Origin of the sequence: Acinetobacter sp. D009, from assembly GCF_038562025.1 — a bacterium.
GTDB classification, from domain to species: domain Bacteria; phylum Pseudomonadota; class Gammaproteobacteria; order Pseudomonadales; family Moraxellaceae; genus Acinetobacter; species Acinetobacter pittii.
On the sequence record NZ_CP151886.1, the window covers coordinates 400,804 to 417,311 of the forward strand.

16 protein-coding genes are annotated in these 16,508 nt (G+C 40.3%); 12 read left to right on the forward strand and 4 right to left on the reverse strand.

Features of this window, described 5'->3' with window-relative positions:
- The first annotated feature begins 152 nt into the window (after positions 1-152).
- Positions 153-2,492, forward strand: a complete 2,340-nt coding sequence (locus AAC388_RS01920; RefSeq protein WP_206241595.1) for a hypothetical protein — start codon at positions 153-155, stop codon at positions 2,490-2,492.
- A 47-nt stretch (positions 2,493-2,539) separates the two neighbouring features.
- Here AAC388_RS01920 and aroE read toward each other — a convergent pair whose 3' ends face one another.
- From aroE to ribA, 3 genes are all read right to left on the reverse strand, one after another.
- Positions 2,540-3,328: a shikimate dehydrogenase gene (aroE, locus tag AAC388_RS01925; RefSeq protein WP_284090606.1), complete on the reverse strand. Its 789-nt coding sequence runs from the start codon at positions 3,326-3,328 to the stop codon at positions 2,540-2,542.
- 178 nt (positions 3,329-3,506) lie between these two features.
- Complete coding sequence (hemF, locus tag AAC388_RS01930; RefSeq protein WP_005078368.1) at positions 3,507-4,457, reverse strand: oxygen-dependent coproporphyrinogen oxidase; 951 nt, start codon at positions 4,455-4,457, stop codon at positions 3,507-3,509.
- Positions 4,458-4,585: 128 nt separating this feature from the next.
- Entirely contained in the window at positions 4,586-5,188 is a 603-nt protein-coding gene (gene ribA, locus AAC388_RS01935) for a GTP cyclohydrolase II (protein ID WP_002116908.1), read from the reverse strand.
- 303 nt (positions 5,189-5,491) lie between these two features.
- Here ribA and dxs point away from each other — a divergent pair, with 303 nt between their 5' ends.
- From dxs to AAC388_RS01980, 9 genes are all read left to right on the forward strand, one after another.
- Entirely contained in the window at positions 5,492-7,396 is a 1,905-nt protein-coding gene (dxs, locus tag AAC388_RS01940) for a 1-deoxy-D-xylulose-5-phosphate synthase (protein WP_068530086.1), read from the forward strand.
- 121 nt (positions 7,397-7,517) lie between these two features.
- Complete coding sequence (locus AAC388_RS01945; RefSeq protein ID WP_002117045.1) at positions 7,518-8,348, forward strand: inositol monophosphatase family protein; 831 nt, start codon at positions 7,518-7,520, stop codon at positions 8,346-8,348.
- 406 nt (positions 8,349-8,754) lie between these two features.
- Positions 8,755-10,620, forward strand: a complete 1,866-nt coding sequence (locus tag AAC388_RS01950; RefSeq protein WP_342371128.1) for a DEAD/DEAH box helicase — start codon at positions 8,755-8,757, stop codon at positions 10,618-10,620.
- 106 nt (positions 10,621-10,726) lie between these two features.
- Positions 10,727-10,936, forward strand: a complete 210-nt coding sequence (locus AAC388_RS01955; RefSeq protein WP_342371129.1) for a hypothetical protein — start codon at positions 10,727-10,729, stop codon at positions 10,934-10,936.
- Positions 10,937-11,026: 90 nt separating this feature from the next.
- On the forward strand, positions 11,027-11,845 hold the full coding sequence (locus AAC388_RS01960) for an ABC transporter ATP-binding protein (RefSeq protein WP_002116999.1): 819 nt from the start codon (positions 11,027-11,029) through the stop codon (positions 11,843-11,845).
- Positions 11,842-12,618, forward strand: coding sequence for a lipid asymmetry maintenance ABC transporter permease subunit MlaE (gene mlaE / locus AAC388_RS01965; RefSeq protein WP_002117010.1), 777 nt, complete (start codon positions 11,842-11,844; stop codon positions 12,616-12,618). Before AAC388_RS01960 ends, mlaE begins: the two co-directional genes overlap by 4 nt.
- On the forward strand, positions 12,618-13,298 hold the full coding sequence (locus AAC388_RS01970) for an outer membrane lipid asymmetry maintenance protein MlaD (protein ID WP_005067241.1): 681 nt from the start codon (positions 12,618-12,620) through the stop codon (positions 13,296-13,298). Before mlaE ends, AAC388_RS01970 begins: the two co-directional genes overlap by 1 nt.
- A gap of 26 nt (positions 13,299-13,324) precedes the next feature.
- Positions 13,325-13,966 (forward strand): ABC transporter substrate-binding protein, encoded by a 642-nt coding sequence (locus tag AAC388_RS01975; RefSeq protein ID WP_002116826.1) that lies wholly within the window; start codon positions 13,325-13,327, stop codon positions 13,964-13,966.
- 11 nt (positions 13,967-13,977) lie between these two features.
- Positions 13,978-14,265: an STAS domain-containing protein gene (locus AAC388_RS01980; protein ID WP_005078357.1), complete on the forward strand. Its 288-nt coding sequence runs from the start codon at positions 13,978-13,980 to the stop codon at positions 14,263-14,265.
- Positions 14,266-14,337: 72 nt separating this feature from the next.
- On the opposite strand, the gene AAC388_RS01985 is transcribed toward AAC388_RS01980, so the two are convergent.
- Positions 14,338-15,351: a magnesium and cobalt transport protein CorA gene (locus AAC388_RS01985; protein ID WP_068563869.1), complete on the reverse strand. Its 1,014-nt coding sequence runs from the start codon at positions 15,349-15,351 to the stop codon at positions 14,338-14,340.
- Positions 15,352-15,509: 158 nt separating this feature from the next.
- Between AAC388_RS01985 and AAC388_RS01990 the strand changes: the two genes are divergently transcribed.
- Positions 15,510-16,091 (forward strand): TIGR00730 family Rossman fold protein, encoded by a 582-nt coding sequence (locus AAC388_RS01990; protein ID WP_068563868.1) that lies wholly within the window; start codon positions 15,510-15,512, stop codon positions 16,089-16,091.
- Positions 16,092-16,105: 14 nt separating this feature from the next.
- Positions 16,106-16,507 carry an NUDIX domain-containing protein gene (locus AAC388_RS01995; protein WP_068563866.1) on the forward strand — a complete coding sequence of 134 codons (402 nt, stop codon included), beginning with the start codon at positions 16,106-16,108 and terminating at the stop codon, positions 16,505-16,507.
- Position 16,508: the final 1 nt, after the last annotated feature.

A 16,508-nucleotide genomic window follows, 5' to 3' on the forward strand; every position in this document is an offset into this window, starting at 1 on the left:
CAGAAAAGCGAATTTTGTCGAAAATAAATACACCTGAAATTATAATTTCTGCTACATTCAGGACTTATACTTTTATGTGAAAAAACAACTAATTTTCTTATTTTTAGCAAGTTTTGTTAAAAAGATAAAGCAATAAGGTTTTAAAAAAGGTTATGCATTTAAAATATCTCAGTTTATGTTTATTTAGTTTGGGTTTGACCGCTTGTGCGCAGCATAACCTACGTCCATCGGTAGCATCTACTCAGTTAGATCAAAAAGTCATTCAGGGTATGAATGCAATATATGAATACCCAAGCTATGACTATCGTGGGCATTTTAAAGTTAGTGTTGATCCAAATCAGTCAAAAAAAATAAATAATGTAGAAAAAACAGTGCAGCTAGATGCTGCAGTGCAAAAAAAAGTAGATCAATATTTACGTGAACAAAAAATTAATTTGAATAAAAAACAGAAGCAGGCGCTGTATGCCGCAATTGCAAATGAGCAAGCGGATTCAGGCATTTCTGGTGAATCACGCTCAGAAAAAGTAAACGCCGTATTAATTAATTTATTAAATGATCTTCAATTTAGTTACGATGGTTCGGTTCATTATCGTCAAAAAATGGGGTCTTTAAACCTTACAGCAAGGTATGAAAAACCGACACTTTTGGTACAGGCAAAATTGCCAATGGTACTTGATCTGAAAGATTATAAATTTTACGTTAATTATTTTGGATTAATGCCTTATCTGGTCAATAAAGATAATCAAAATAATTTAGCGTATGTCGATTTTTCAAAGTATAAAAATCTGTTTACGAATGTCGATATGAAGAAATTCGTTGAATATGCGAAAGCTTCTGGCGCTGTATCTTATCGTTTGGCTGAACCACAAAATTTACAGCGTTTATCAGTTAGTGACGCTGAGCGTAAAGCGGGAATTGTAGAAAAAATTCGTTTAAAAGATACGGTTGAAGCGTTATTGCTACAATCAGAGCTCTATAGTCAGGTCAATGCAAAATATTTGCAAAAAAATGTTTTAGGATTTGATGAAGAAAAAATTGCCGAATCTATAGCAACTGAATTAGCTGCTTCGGAAGCGAAGAGAAAGGTAGGTGGTGCTGAGGAGCAGAAAGTTTCTTCAGAAGATGCAGCAGCAGTTAGCCAGCAACTTTATTCACTTATTAATGCTCATTTCGGTAATGCCTTAGATTCTGAGTATGATGAAGACCAATCAAGTGCAGCTCAAGATGGGGCGGCCGAAGAGGATGCTTCTGATACGGCCCAAGCCGAAGATGTTGCTGTAGCAGATGCTGAAGAAGTCACACAAGATGAAGAAGTGGCTTCACTTACAGAAGATCAGTGTGTCGAATTACAGTCTCAAAAAAGTTCCGTTGCCTTAGGTGATATTAATTACTGTCAAATTTACGGTATTGATGTGCTTGATCAGAGCGCTGGAAATACCGAAAAAACTCAGATTAAAGCTCGTCAAGCTGCGTTGAAACAAACTTTTGCTGCTTATGATCAAAACCAGTTTGTTGATGATGAGGCATTCAAAGCTCTATGGATCAAGCATAAGGCAGAAATTGAACAAGCTTTACCAAAACAAAGAAATCCAGTTGCGATTGATGTCGGACTGGATGAAAAGGGCCGTTTAGTCAACGCGGATTATGATATTGCGTATACACCAGCTGAATTTAACCATCGCTTTAATATTAAAGCAGACATGCAAATTCTCAATTATGGTAAAGCGACCCCAATTAATCAGCAGCAGCTTAAACAGGCTAAATCAGTTGCAGAGGCAAGCAAAGGTTCTTTATTTGAAAACTTCGTAAAAGGATTTAGTGAAAAACTTGGACAGGGTGATGTTTCTGAGCATCCAGTTGGTGCACATAGCGATGTACAAGATTTAGACTCGACTCTAGCGCTGTTGGCTAACCAAACTTATGATGCAACAAGTGCTTATGACAAAACGTATAAGGCTGTGTTTATTGCAAAATTGACTGCCGAAAAACCGTCATATATTCATTATTATTCAGTTCAACAGTTGCAAGAAATTGCCGAGGTTTATGCTTACTGGTTCTCTGAAGAGGAAACTTATAACCCTCAAGGTAAAGCTTTAGAACGTATTGAGACATTGCAGAAAAAGCATCATCTTGAACAAGAAGATCAGTTTGATAATGACTTAGGCCGAGCTGTGGACCATATTGTGATCACAACAATACAAGGTGAAGCTGGGCGTGAAGCATGGCAAAAACTACAGAAACAATATAAGCAACCTGAACAGCTTTTCTCAAAACAGTATCAATTAGAGTTTGAAAAACAAAATGGTACTTCTGATGAAGAAAAACACTTATTGTCAGAAACAGCTGATATTTTAGGTAAAGCCTATGTCGCTGCTCGCAAACAGCAACTTACGGAAAAAACAATTCAGAATTTAAAACCTGAACATAATGAATTTATTGATTATGAGATTTTCCGAGATGTTTATAAGCAAATGGTTACAGCTAAAAAATAATAGATGAAATAAAAAAGAACCTACTTCGTGTAGGTTCTTTTTTTGACTTATAGAAAATCTTTTAATTCTGGCTTTACGCCATTCCAGATATAGAAGGCTTCAATGGCTTGGCCAACTAGCATGCCAAAACCTTCGGCATAAGGTACATTGCGTTGTTTTGCTTGATCAAGGAAGCTAGATGGCTTGCCATAGGCCATCTCATAGGCATATTTGAACTCTAGACTTTCTGGTAGTTGTAATGCATCACCAGACAAGCTTGCAGAAGTTGCATTAATTACAATATCAAATTTCCCTTCTAACTCATTTAGAGAAACTGCTTGCAATTGAGCTTGAGGAACTGCTGCTTTTAGGTCATCTACAAGTTGTTCAGCACGAGCAAGAGTTCGGTTTGCAATCACAATCTTTTTAGCACCAGCTTGTACAAGCGGGTAAATAACACCACGAGTTGCACCACCAGCCCCTAAAATTAAAATAGCTGTATTTTTTAAGTTCCAATCTAAAGCTTGAATTGCGGCAACTAAGCCTTGGCCATCTGTATTGTCACCATGCAATTTGCCATCTTCCATCCAAAGTGTATTTACAGCTTTGGCAATTTGAGCACGTTCAGTCAGCACATCACACAAAGCAAATGCCTGTTCTTTAAACGGCACGGTAACGTTCATGCCACTCCCGCCATTTTCAAAGAAACTACGCATACTCGGCTCAAAACCATCAAGAGGGGCAAGACGTTTTTGGTAGTCTAGGTCAACACCTGTTTTTTGAGCGAAAGCATGATGCAATTCAGGAGAGCGTGATTGTTCGATGGGGTTGCCAATTACTGCAAACTGTTTGGTCATTCTTATATCCAAAATTTTAAAATGGCATGAGGCAAATAAGGTCTGTACTGAATTTTCAGCAGGCTCACTATAAGCCAAATTTTAATAAGAAAAAATATTTGAATGAAACTCAGAAAATTGGAAATAAAAAAGGAGATTCTTTAGGGTGGAAGCCAAAGAATCTCCAAAAAGCAAAAAATTAAGCAACTTTTTCTTTTAGGTTTAACCAATCACGTGGTTTTAAGTAATAGTCGGTTAAACGTTTCTCTGGTGAGTCTTCATCCCATTCTGGACGATATGACCAAGCTGCAAGATTAGGCAGGCTGACTAAAATAGATTCGATCCGTCCACCTGTTTGTAAGCCAAACAATGTTCCGCGGTCATAGACTAAATTATATTCGACATAGCGACCACGACGGTAAAGCTGGAACTCTCGTTGAGCTTCGGTATAAGGCTGTTCACGATGTTTTTCAAAAATTGGCAAAATGGCATTTAAATAACCATTACCTACAGCTTGAATATATTTAAAGCAGGTTTCGAAATCCCAGCAATTTAAATCATCAAAGAATAAACCACCGACACCACGCTGTTCATCTCGATGTTTTAGATAGAAGTAATCATCACACCATTTTTTATGTTCAGCATAGACATTGTCACCAAAAGGCTGGCATAGGTCATGTGCGGCTTGATGCCAATTGATAACATCCTGTTCATCTGGATAGAACGGTGTTAAGTCAAAACCGCCACCAAACCACCAAATCGGATCTTGTCCTTCAGGCTCTGCAACAAATAAACGTACATTTGCATGGGAGGTTGGAATATTCGGGTTTTTAGGGTGAATCACTAATGACACACCAAGCGCTTGTGCTTTAGCACCAGCAATTTGAGGATGTCTTTCTGTAGCAGAAGCGGGCAGTTTACTAATATTGATGTGAGAAAACATCACACCACCTTTTTCAATCACGGTGCCATTTTGTAAAACTCGTGAACGACCGCCACCACCTTCTGGACGTTCCCAATCATCAATAATGAATTCACCCGTACCACCACCAGCTTTTTCTTGTTGTTCTAAACCAGCACAAATACGAGCTTGTAAATCGAGGAGAAATTCGCGGACACGTTGAATATCTGTTGAAGTCGGATGCTGCATAGTGACCCTCAAAGATGATTGAGTTAGGAGATAGATACATCAAAACACAAAACCATAAAAAAAGTAAGGGATTTTTAAGAAATGTCTTAAAAATCCCTTCCAATTATTTTTAAATTTATAATTTTGTTCTAGAAATCATCTTTTTGATAAAGGTGATCCATACGTTCCCGTTTAGTTTTCAAATATTGTTCATTAAAAGGGTTACGTCCAACCGTTAACGGAACACGACCAACCACATTAATACCTTGATCCTTAAGTGCCTGAATTTTCAAAGGATTGTTAGTAATTAACTTAACTTCTTTTACTTTTAAATGATCAAGCATAATGCTACACATGTCATAACGGCGTGCATCAGCTGGCAAATTTAAAAGTAAATTTGCATCTACCGTGTCATGACCTTGATCTTGTAAGGCATACGCACGAATTTTATTTGTAAGCCCAATACCACGTCCTTCTTGACGTAAATATAAAATAACGCCTTGACCTGCTTCGTTAATGAGCTTTTGAGTTGCCTGTAATTGAGGGCCGCAGTCACATTTTAATGACGCAAAAGCATCACCTGTTAAGCATTCTGAGTGAACACGTACTAAAACAGGGCCTGTGGGTGGATTTTCTAACCCTTTAGAAAGTGCCACATGTTCTTCACCTGATACTGGATCTTGAAACACAGAAATATTGAATTCACCAAAAGCGGTCGGGAGTTTTGATGTTGCAATGAACTCTATAGGCACAGATTAACTCATCTTTTAACCGAAAACGGTTTAAAGTATAGCGTAATGCTGGGAGATTGGTCGAATTGTCATAATCATTTTGAACACTAAGGTTTTCTTTTTTGTATAAAGAAGACGATAATAGTTGATAAATAGTCAGATTATTCAGGATAATCTGCCAACCATACCCATACTGTATGAGAGACTGCTTTGCATGACCTCGTTCGCAAATGTGGCTGATTGAAGGTGACTTCATTCGATTGTATGATCGACCCATTTTGACCCAGCTTAGGATTTGCCAGGCTTATAAAGGCTTTGCCACATATGTTGTATACCGAAATTCCAACTCAACGCCCTGTTACGCCATTGTTAGATGCAATTGATCATCCTCAACAATTACGTCAGCTCGAGCATAGCCAATTGTTTCAAGTGGCTGATGAGTTGCGTCAATATATTTTATATGCAGCAGGCCAGAGTGGTGGCCATTTCGGTGCTAACCTCGGCGTGGTTGAGCTGACGGTTGCGCTGCATTATTGCTTTAATACTCCAAATGACCGTTTAGTTTGGGATGTAGGACATCAGGCGTATCCACACAAAGTCTTGACTGGTCGCCGTGAGCAAATGACAACAATCCGTGCTAAAAACGGTTTGGCAGCATTTCCAGCTAGAGAAGAATCAGTTTTTGATACTTTTGGTGTAGGGCATTCATCAACTGCAATTTCGGCAGGTTTGGGAATGTCTTTAGCACGTCGCTATCAAAATGACCCATGTGAAGTCGTTTGTATTGTGGGTGATGGCGCAATGACAGCAGGTATGGCATTTGAAGCCATGAACGATGCTGTGGCACACGATGCCGATTTAATTGTTGTACTTAATGACAATGACATGTCGATTTCTTGCAGTACAGGTGGTTTTGCTAAACATTTAGCTGCAATTTGGGAAAAAGGTCATTTAGTTAATGTCGATGAACATGGCGAGGCTTATGTACAGCCACATCCGAAATGGACGTACAACTCTCGTTTACATCAATCGGCAACAGATGCGGCCGATAATTTATTTAAAGCGATTGGTTTTGATTACTTCGGTCCTTTCGATGGACATGATGTAAATCAACTCGTTCAAGTATTTAATGCTTTGAAAAAACGTAAAGGTCCACGCTTAGTCCACGTCTATACTAAAAAAGGTAAAGGTTTTACTCCGGCAGAAGCTGACCCAATTACCTATCATGCAATTGGCAAAATTAATGCAACTTCTGCAGGTAAAACGCCACCTAAATATTCTGATGTATTTGGTCAATGGTTGTGTGACGAAGCTGCACAAGATGAACGTTTATTAGCGATTACTCCAGCTATGTGCGAAGGCTCGGGCATGGTTAAGTTTGCTAAAGAATTTCCAAAGCGCTTCTTCGATGTTGCAATTGCCGAACAGCATGCAGTAACACTTGCAGCGGGTATGGCATGTGAAGGCTTGAAACCTGTTGTTGCGATCTATTCAACATTCTTGCAGCGTGGTTACGACCAGCTTATTCATGATGTCGCATTACAAAATCTTGATGTGACTTTTGGAATTGACCGTGCAGGCTTGGTTGGTGAAGATGGTCCAACTCATGCTGGTGCATATGACTATGCATATATGCGTACAGTTCCGAACATGGTCATCATGGCACCAAAAGATGAAAATGAATGCCGTCAAATGCTACATACAGCCTATGCTTATAATGGGCCAGCAGCAGTACGTTATCCACGTGGTGCGGGGGTAGGCGTTGAAATTCAGCAAGAGCTAACTGCTATTGAGTTAGGTAAGGCAGAAGTAGTCGCTGAAATTAAACCTGTTTGTGATGAGCAGATTACGATTTTAGCGTTTGGTAGTCGCGTTATGGTTGCCATAGAAGCTGCTGAGCAGTTTGCACAAAAACATGATGTTGGTGTGCGTGTTGTAAATATGCGTTTTGTGAAACCACTTGATGAAAAAATTATTCGTGATTTGGCTGAACATACACAATTATTTGTAACTGTTGAAGAACACGCAATTATGGGTGGTGCAGGCAGTGCAGTAAATGAGTTCATGGCACAAGAACAAATTGTTAAACCTATCATTAATTTAGGTCTGCCAGATTTGTTCTTGCAGCAAGCGTCACATGGTCAAATGCTACAAGATTGTGGGCTAGATGCTAAAGGTATTTTGAGCTCAATTGAACGAGCTTGGCTTAAGCTAAATCAGGTGGTTTAAGCCTTTAATAAAATTTTTGAAACATTTTTTCCCATAAAGCGCATTCATTTGCTAAAATGTATGCGCTTTTATGCATTATTCTTTGTCAAAATCTTCAAATTTGTATTGTAGTGGGTGTTCAATGGAACCTATGGTGGTTATGGCTGCGCGTGCGGCTCAAACAGTTGGTCAAGAGCTTTTAAAAGCGCATCAAAATCGTCATAAACTCGATTTGCAAGTTGAAGAGAAAGGCATTGATGGCCCAGTAACACGTGTAGATCGTTATTTGGAACAATTGACGATTGATACATTACGTAAAAGTTATAAAAACCATAGCTTCTTAGGTGAAGAGTTCGGTTTGCAAGAAGGCAAAGGCCATGATGCAGACTGGTGCTGGGTAATCGACCCGCTTGATGGCACGCAAAACTTTATTAATGGTTTCCCTCATTTCTGTATTTCTATTGCAGTTCAGCATAAAGGCGTTACTCAACACGGCGTAATCTACGACCCAGTACGTGACGAATTATTCTCTGCAAGTCGCGGTCGTGGTGCGGTGATGAACCAACGCCGTATCCGTGTAAATGTAAAAGATACTTTAGAAAATACATTCTTGGCAGTAGGCCATCCTTACCGTGCTAAACGTGCTGGTGAGATTGTATCTTACGCAGAACAACACTTTGCTTCGTTATTAGCTGTTACTCAAGCTGGCGCACAAATTCGTCGTGGTGGTTCAGCTGCTCTAGATTTAGCATATGTTGCTGCTGGTCGTTTTGATGGTTTCTTTGAACTTGGTTTAAAACCATGGGATATCGCTGCTGGTGAGCTTATTATTAAAGAAGCGGGCGGTGTAGTGGTTGACGCACGTGGTGGTAATGAGTCTCTTGAAAACGGTCAAGTGCTTGCAAGTTCACTCAAAATGCTAAAACCTTTAATGCAAACTGTAGTTCCAGCTTGGGGTCAAGCTGCAAAATAATTTAATTATTTATAAATAAAACCCTCTATTATCAGAGGGTTTTATTTTTTAAGTAATTGGTAAATTTTAATTAGTTCAATAAATATGAAGAAAGTTGATTAAAACACATGACTTTTAATTTCTTTCTGCTATAATCCGCCCACGCACTTAAATTTCCGTTCATTACCTGAACATTCTGTTCTATTCATTGTAAGCGCACGCTGTCCATAGAGAGGACCATTTCTTGCGCCCCGATCGCTCAGCGATTCTTCAGGTTCGGCCGTAATCAAGCGTGCGTTTAGTCCACATCGTCGTTACTCGGATTGCTGCTGAAAAAAACGTTTCAGCTAACTTTGCTTTGCCGCTTTGTGCCGATGTCTATTTTGTATTTATTAAAAATGGAGCACCCACTAGGGTGAAACTCTCTATGAGCAAAACTTTTGCCGAATTTTCTTTGCATGAAACCTTACAACAAGCGCTTGAAGGTTTAGGTTTTACTACCCCGACTCCTGTGCAAGAACAATCTATTCCTGCAGCTTTAGAAGGAAAAGACCTTCTAGTATCTAGCCAGACTGGTTCTGGTAAAACTGCGGCATTTTTATTACCGACATTACATAATTTAGCTGGTCAAGAAACTTTTGTTCCGTTCAAAGAACGTATGAAAGCTGTGACCCAACCTAATATTTTAGTTTTATGCCCAACACGTGAATTGGCTCAACAAGTTAGCCAAGATGCGATTGCTTTCGTACGTCACATGAAAGGTGTTCGTATTGCTGCAATCATGGGTGGTATGCCTTTTGGTAAGCAAATCCAACAACTTAAAGGCGCGCAAGTTATTGTTGCGACTCCAGGTCGTTTATTAGATTTAGTAAACCGTCGTCAATTAAAGTTAGATAAAGTTGAAGCTTTAATCGTTGACGAAGCTGACCGTATGTTAGACCTCGGCTTCTCTGAAGATTTAGAAGCAATCAGCGATTTAGCTGGTAACCGTCGTCAAACATTAATGTTCTCTGCAACTTTCGCTGACCGTATTATTCGTCTTGCTGAGCGCATGATGAATGAACCTGAGCGTATTGCTATTGAAACAGGTCACAGTACAAACACTGACATCACCCAAACTTTACACTGGACAGATGGTTTCGAACACAAGAAGAAACTTCTGACTCACTGGTTGGCTGATGAAACTCTTGATCAAGCGGTTGTATTCGCGAGCACTCAAGAAGATACAGATATGTTGGCTGAAGAACTTGCAGAAGCAGGTCATTCTGTAGTTGCACTTCACGGTGCAATGCCACAAACAGTTCGTAACCGTCGTTTACGTAGTATTCGTGAAGGCCGTGCAAAAATCTTGGTAGCGACAGATGTTGCTGCACGTGGTCTTGATGTACCGACAATTTCTCACGTAATTAACTTCGGTTTACCAATGAAACATGAAGACTATGTACACCGTATTGGTCGTACAGGTCGTGCTGGTCGTACAGGTCAAGCAATTACTTTAGCGACTTATCGTGAACGCGGTAAAATCCGTGCGCTTGAAGACTATTTAGATGCACGTTTAAGTGTTTCTGAAATTGAAGGCTTAGAGCCATCTCCACCTCCTGCTCGTTCAGGTCGTGATGGCGGTGGTCGTGGTCGTGGCGGCAACGGTGGTCGTGATGGTCGTCGTGGTGGCGGTTTTGGCGGTGGTCGTCGTTTTGAAGGCGAAAGCAACTTCAAACGCCGTGAAGGTGGTCGTGATGACCGTCCACGTCGTAGCTTTGATGACAAACCACGTGGTGAACGTCCATCATTTGGTGGCGAAGATCGTCCACGTCGCGAGTTCAATTCAGATCGCCCACGCCGTGAAGGTGGTTTTGAAGATCGTCCACGTCGTGAGTTCAACTCAGATCGTCCGCGTCGCGAAGGTGGTTTCAACGATAAACCGCGTTTTGACTCAAATGATGACAACCGTGGTAACCGTGTAGATTACAAACCACGTCGTGAAAATGGTTTTGGTGACCGTCCAAAACGTACTTTCGGTGGTGACGATCGTCCGCGTCGTAGCTTTGATGACAAACCACGTGGTGAACGTCCATCATTTGGTGGCGAAGATCGTCCACGTCGTGAGTTCAACTCAGATCGTCCACGCCGCGAAGGTGGTTTCAACGATAAACCGCGTCGTAGCTTTGATGATAAATCACGTGGTGAGCGTCCAGCGTTTGGTGGCGAAGATCGTCCAAAGCGTAGCTTCGGTGGTGAAGATCGTCCGCGTCGTAGTTTTGATGACAAACCGCGTCGTAAATTCGACCGTTAATCAATAGTTTGTTTAAAGAAAGGCCAGTAGAAATACTGGCCTTTCTTATTTTTCAGTTTTGTTATAAAATAACAAAGTGTGAATTGGTTCAATTTTTTATTAAATAATGAGTAGAAGTAAACGAAAACAAACAATAATGGCACAGTTGAAGAACTTATTAGTTCAGCACGGCTTGCCTTATCTTTTTATTGCACTTGTTTTGTGTAATGGGGTTTATTTTGCCTATGCTTTTATAACTGGAAATTCTATTGAGCAGTTTCAAATTTCTGAATTAACCTCTTTTTACGAACATACCTCTTCTATTTCTACCAACTAAGTTAGCTTTGCTTTTGTCAAAATAACAACAAGTTTGCCAATTTTCAGTGTTATAGTATGCGTGCATAAAAGTGCAGGAACGATTGCCATTATGAATAATAAAACTCCTCTCTCGACTCAACCACTTATTGAAGTGAAAAATTTGAGTTTTAATCGAGGGGAACGCGTCATTTATGACAATATTAGTTTAAATATACGTCGTGGCCAGATTACGGCTATTATGGGACCTTCTGGTACAGGTAAAACAACATTATTACGTCTGATCGGTGGACAGTTAGTTCCTGATCAGGGCGAAGTTTTGCTCGACGGTAAAGATATTGCAAAAATGTCTCGTCAGGAACTTTTTTCAGCCCGTGCACGTATGGGAATGTTATTTCAGAGCGGTGCTTTATTTACGGATATGTCTGTCTATGAAAATGTAGCATTCCCAATTCGAGCACATACCAAACTTCCTGAAAATCTAATTGCTGAACTGGTTGCATTAAAACTTGAATCAGTAGGCTTACGTGGTTCTGAACAATTAATGCCTACAGAACTCTCAGGTGGTATGAACCGTCGTGTCGCTTTGGCACGTGCGATCGCGCTTGACCCCGATTTAATCATGTACGATGAACCGTTTGCAGGGCAAGACCCTATTGTAAAAGGTGTTTTGACACGTTTAATCCGTTCATTGCGAGAAGCTTTAGATTTAACCACAATTATTGTTTCGCATGACGTTCCCGAAACCCTTTCTATTGCTGACTACATTTATGTTGTAGCAGAAGGAAAAATTCAGGGGGAAGGAACACCAGAAGAATTACAGGCATATGCTTCTCCATTTGTGCGCCAATTCTTAACAGGTTCGGCAGAAGGACCAGTTGAATACCAATTTAGTCATCAAGCCTATTTAGATAACGAGGTTCGTCCATGAATACGATTGCCTGGTTAGGTAGACTCGTTATTGAGCGGATTCGAGGGATTGGTGTTGCGGCACTAATGCTCTTACAAATTGTTTTTTCTTTTCCTTCATCTGGTGGTTTTGGACGATTTATTTACCAAATGCATCGGGTAGGGGTGATGTCTTTGTTAATTATCACTGTGTCGGGCCTATTTATTGGTTTGGTACTGGGTTTACAAGGATACTCAATTTTAGTGAACGTCGGCAGTGAATCAATGCTAGGCACAATGGTGTCTTTAACATTGCTGCGTGAATTGGCACCTGTGGTTGCTGCCTTATTATTTGCTGGCCGAGCAGGTTCTGCATTAACAGCAGAAATTGGTTCAATGAAGCAAAGTGAACAACTTGCCAGCATGGAAATGATCGGCGTTGACCCATTAAAACAAATCGTATCACCGCGTCTTTGGGCGGGAGTGGTCAGTTTACCGATGCTAACTGTCATTTTTGCTGCGATTGGTATTGTGGGCGGTAAAATGGTAGGTGTCGATTTTCTTGGCGTCGATGAAGGCTCATTCTGGAGCGGAATGCAAAACAATGTGCAATTTGGGCATGATGTCGTAAATGGCATTATCAAAAGTATTGTGTTTGCTTTGTTATGTACATGGATTGCGGTATATCAAGGATATGCGTGTGATCCGACTCCAGAAGGAATCGCAACTGCAATGACGAGAACAGTTGTATATTCTTCATTATGTGTTTTAGGTTTTGATTTCGTGTTGACTGCGGTCATGTTCGGAGGGATTTAATGAAATCACGTAGTAGTGAGCTGGCCGTAGGTATCTTTGTTATTATCTTCGGTATTGCCTTGTTCTTTTTAGCCATGAAAGTTAGTGGCCTTGTTGGTACTAATTTAAATGATAGTTATACCATGAAGGCTCAGTTTGATAACGTCAATGGCTTAAAGCCTCGTGCTAAAGTAACGATGAGCGGTGTCACAATTGGTCGTGTTGATTCAATTACCCTTGATCCAGTTACGCGTTTGGCTACGGTAACCTTTGGTTTAGATGGAAAATTGACAAGTTTTAATGCTGAGCAGCTAAAAGAAGTTCAAAAAAATGCTTTAGATGAACTACGTTATAGTTCTGATTATACGCAGGCTTCTCCAGAGCAACAAAAAGCAATGGAACAGCAACTGATCAGTAACATGTCCTCCATCACCAGTATTGATGAAGATGCTTATATAATGGTTGCAACCAATGGTTTGTTGGGTGAGAAATATTTGAAAGTCGTTCCGGGTGGTGGTTTAAACTATCTTAAACGTGGCGATACAATTTCAAATACCCAAGGAACCATGGATCTAGAAGATTTAATTAGTAAATTTATTACTGGTGGTGGCGCAGGTAAAGTTGCCGCTGGTTCATCCTCAGCAGAAGAAAAAGCTCCTGCAAGTACCGACAGCAGTGCACAGCCGTCATTTGTTGAGTAAGAGTTTATTTGAAGGAGTGGTTCCAGGTGAATACGTTGTTTAAACAAACCCTGACAGCAAGTCTTTTGTCTACTATGATTGCAGGTACAGCTTTTGCTGCACCTTCAGAAGCACCACCTGATTTTATCAAGCGTGTTGCTGATGGCTTGATCGCTCGTTTAAAAGCAGATCATGCTAAGTTGCAGAACAATCCTGCTTTAGTAAAATCAATTGTACGTCAGAACTTAGACCCATATGTTGATTCACAAGCGTTCACTCGTATTGTGATGGGTACTTATGCGACGAATCAGTATAGTACAGCTGCACAGCGTGCTCAGTTTGAAACAAACTTTCGTAATACATTAATTGAAAATTACGGCAGCGCATTTGCTAAATATACAAATCAAAGCTATACCATGCGTCCTTACAAGGCAACTGCGGGTAAAAACCCTGTAGTGACATTGGACTTTAATCATAATGGTGAAAAAATTCCTGTTTCTTTCCAGTTAGCTGACAAAGGTACTCAATGGAAAATCCGTAATATCAATGTCTCTGGTATTGATCTAGGATTACAGTTCCGTAATCAGTTTGCTGCAACAGTGAAACGCAATGGCGGTGATTTAAATAAAGCAATTGCAACTTTCCAACCTGATGCAGACGCGGCTGTTAATCAAAACAAAAAGAAATAAGTAGGTGACGTGTGGTTCAGTATCTCAACCAACAATTGGTTGTTTCGGGAAAAATTGATTTTGAAAATGCGGAACAACAGTATCAAGCAGGTTTGGCTATCATAAAGAAGCAGCAAAGCTTCCCACTTGTGGTGGATTTAACTGAGCTTGAGCATGGTAGTACCTTGGCCTTGGCTGTTTTAGTTCAATGGTTACGAGAGACTCCCAAAAATACTGGTTTGCATTTTAAAAATGTCCCTGAAAAAATGCTGAAGATCATTCAAGCCTGTCATTTGCAGGACGACCTGCAAATGATCTGATGTTTTAGATGTAAAAAAGCACCTATATTTAGGTGCTTTTTTATGCTCGAAATTAGCATTTTATTACAAAGCTTAGATCCATTTTTTCCAGCGGAAATAAATGATCGGCCCAATAAAGAAACCCATAATAATGAGTAAAACAACGAAGAAACTGGTCGTACCATGTGCAAAAGGTAATACATCAGTGTTCATGCCGTAAATACTGGCGATAAGCATCGGAGGAGCTAACATGCTTGGTAAGATCGAGAATCGACGAATCGTGTCATTCTGTTCGGTGTTAATGAATCCGGACGTCGTATCAAGTAAGAATCGTACTTTTTGGAATAAGAACGCATCATGTTCTACCAGTGAACGCACATCTTCACTGAGCTCTCGAATGTCAGCATCATAGATATGACTGCCTAATGCTCGCGGACGCGATAAAAAAGTAAGTACTCGTCGTAAATCAATCAGACAGAGCTGTGCTTTTCCTAGCATATCTTCTTGTTGAGCTAGGCGCGTAATCATGTCATCGAGATCTAGAATTTTTTCACGTTGGTGGTTATTAAGAACCTCTGTGGAGTATTTTTCTAAATCTTTGTGGATATCTTCTAAGATATCCGCAAGCTCATCGAGTTTTGCTTCAAGAAGGCCTAATAAAATCCACGTTGGATCTTTATAGTCCATGTCATAGTCATTTCGACGAGCGCGTGCCCGAAAGGCACGAAAGGCAACTAATTTTTCTCCGCGCATCGTAAAGAGGCGGTCTTTATGCAAAATGAAAGCGACCGTTTGCACCATTGCTAAAATATGTGATGAGTCTTCTGCATCACCGTCCACCTGATAATTTTTATTTTTCGTTAAAAAATAAGTACTGATGTGCAAAATACCGTCATCATCACGGTAAAATCGTGCAGAAGATGAAATGTCTTCAAGCGACTTTAGTGTTGGTAAATTTTGGTCATAGGCATCTAATACCCATTGTTGCTCTTCTTGCGAGGGTGCAATAAGATCAACCCAGACTAATTCGGGATGTAGATCAAATCCACCATTGATGGTGGCATCTTCCAGACTTCCGCGTTCTGTGGCATAAAAGGCTTCAAGCATGTGTCTTTTTTCCTCACGCAGTCTGATGGAAATGGATGGGTGTATTTTAGACAAGGATTTGCTGAAAAACACTTGCCAATACGCTATTTTGCAAAAAAAAACTCTATCGATAGTTTAGTTTGTCAGCATGACAGTTCAATAAAACGGTTTTTTACACTATGAAATCAATTTGTATTTTCTGTGGTTCATCTCTTGGTTCAGACCCAATTTTCCAAAAAATTGCCCAAGCTACAGGCGAGGCTATTGCAAAACAAGGTAAAACCTTAGTTTATGGTGGTGGTCGCTCAGGCCTAATGGGTGTAGTTGCCGATAGCGCCTTACAAGCAGGTGGACAAGTCATTGGCGTGATCCCTCGTGCTTTAGTTGATCGTGAGTTAGCTCATCCAGGTTTAACCAGATTATATGTGGTTGAAAATATGCATGAGCGTAAAACCAAGATGGCGGATCTTTCAGATGGCTTTATTGCTTTGCCTGGTGGCGCTGGTACATTGGAAGAAATCTTTGAACAATGGACGTGGGCGCAATTAGGTATTCATCAAAAGCCATGTGCTTTCTTAAATGTAGCGGGCTTTTATGAAGATTTACTTAAAATGATTCAAGGCACGGTGGATAATGGATTCAGCCAAGCACGGTTCGTTGATAAATTGATCGCCTCAGACAAAATTGAAGATATTCTTCAACAGTTTGAGCAATATCAGGCTCCTGCTCCAAAATGGACAAATGCAGATGTTCAACCATAAACGAGGTTAAATAGGTGAAAACAATTACGGTCGCTGCCGCAGTGATCTTAAATGAGCAAAATCAGTTGTTGCTTGTAAGAAAACATAATACACATGCTTTTATGCAAGTGGGTGGCAAGCTTGAACCTAATGAGGCACCAGAGATCACCATGCAGCGAGAAATTTTGGAAGAAGTCGGTAGCTCTTGTGTGATTGAGCAATTTATTGGTCATTTCGAAACAGCCGCTGCCAATGAGCCAGATCATATTTTGATGAGTCATTTATATCTTGTTCAGCTCGATCAGGCTCCTAAAATTGCAGCCGAAATTGCAGAAATGAAGTGGATAGATTTAAATGATTCTGAAACTCAACTTGCACCATTGACCAGAGAAATTGTCATTCCTTGGTGTGAAGAGTATTTATCTACACTGCAATAGC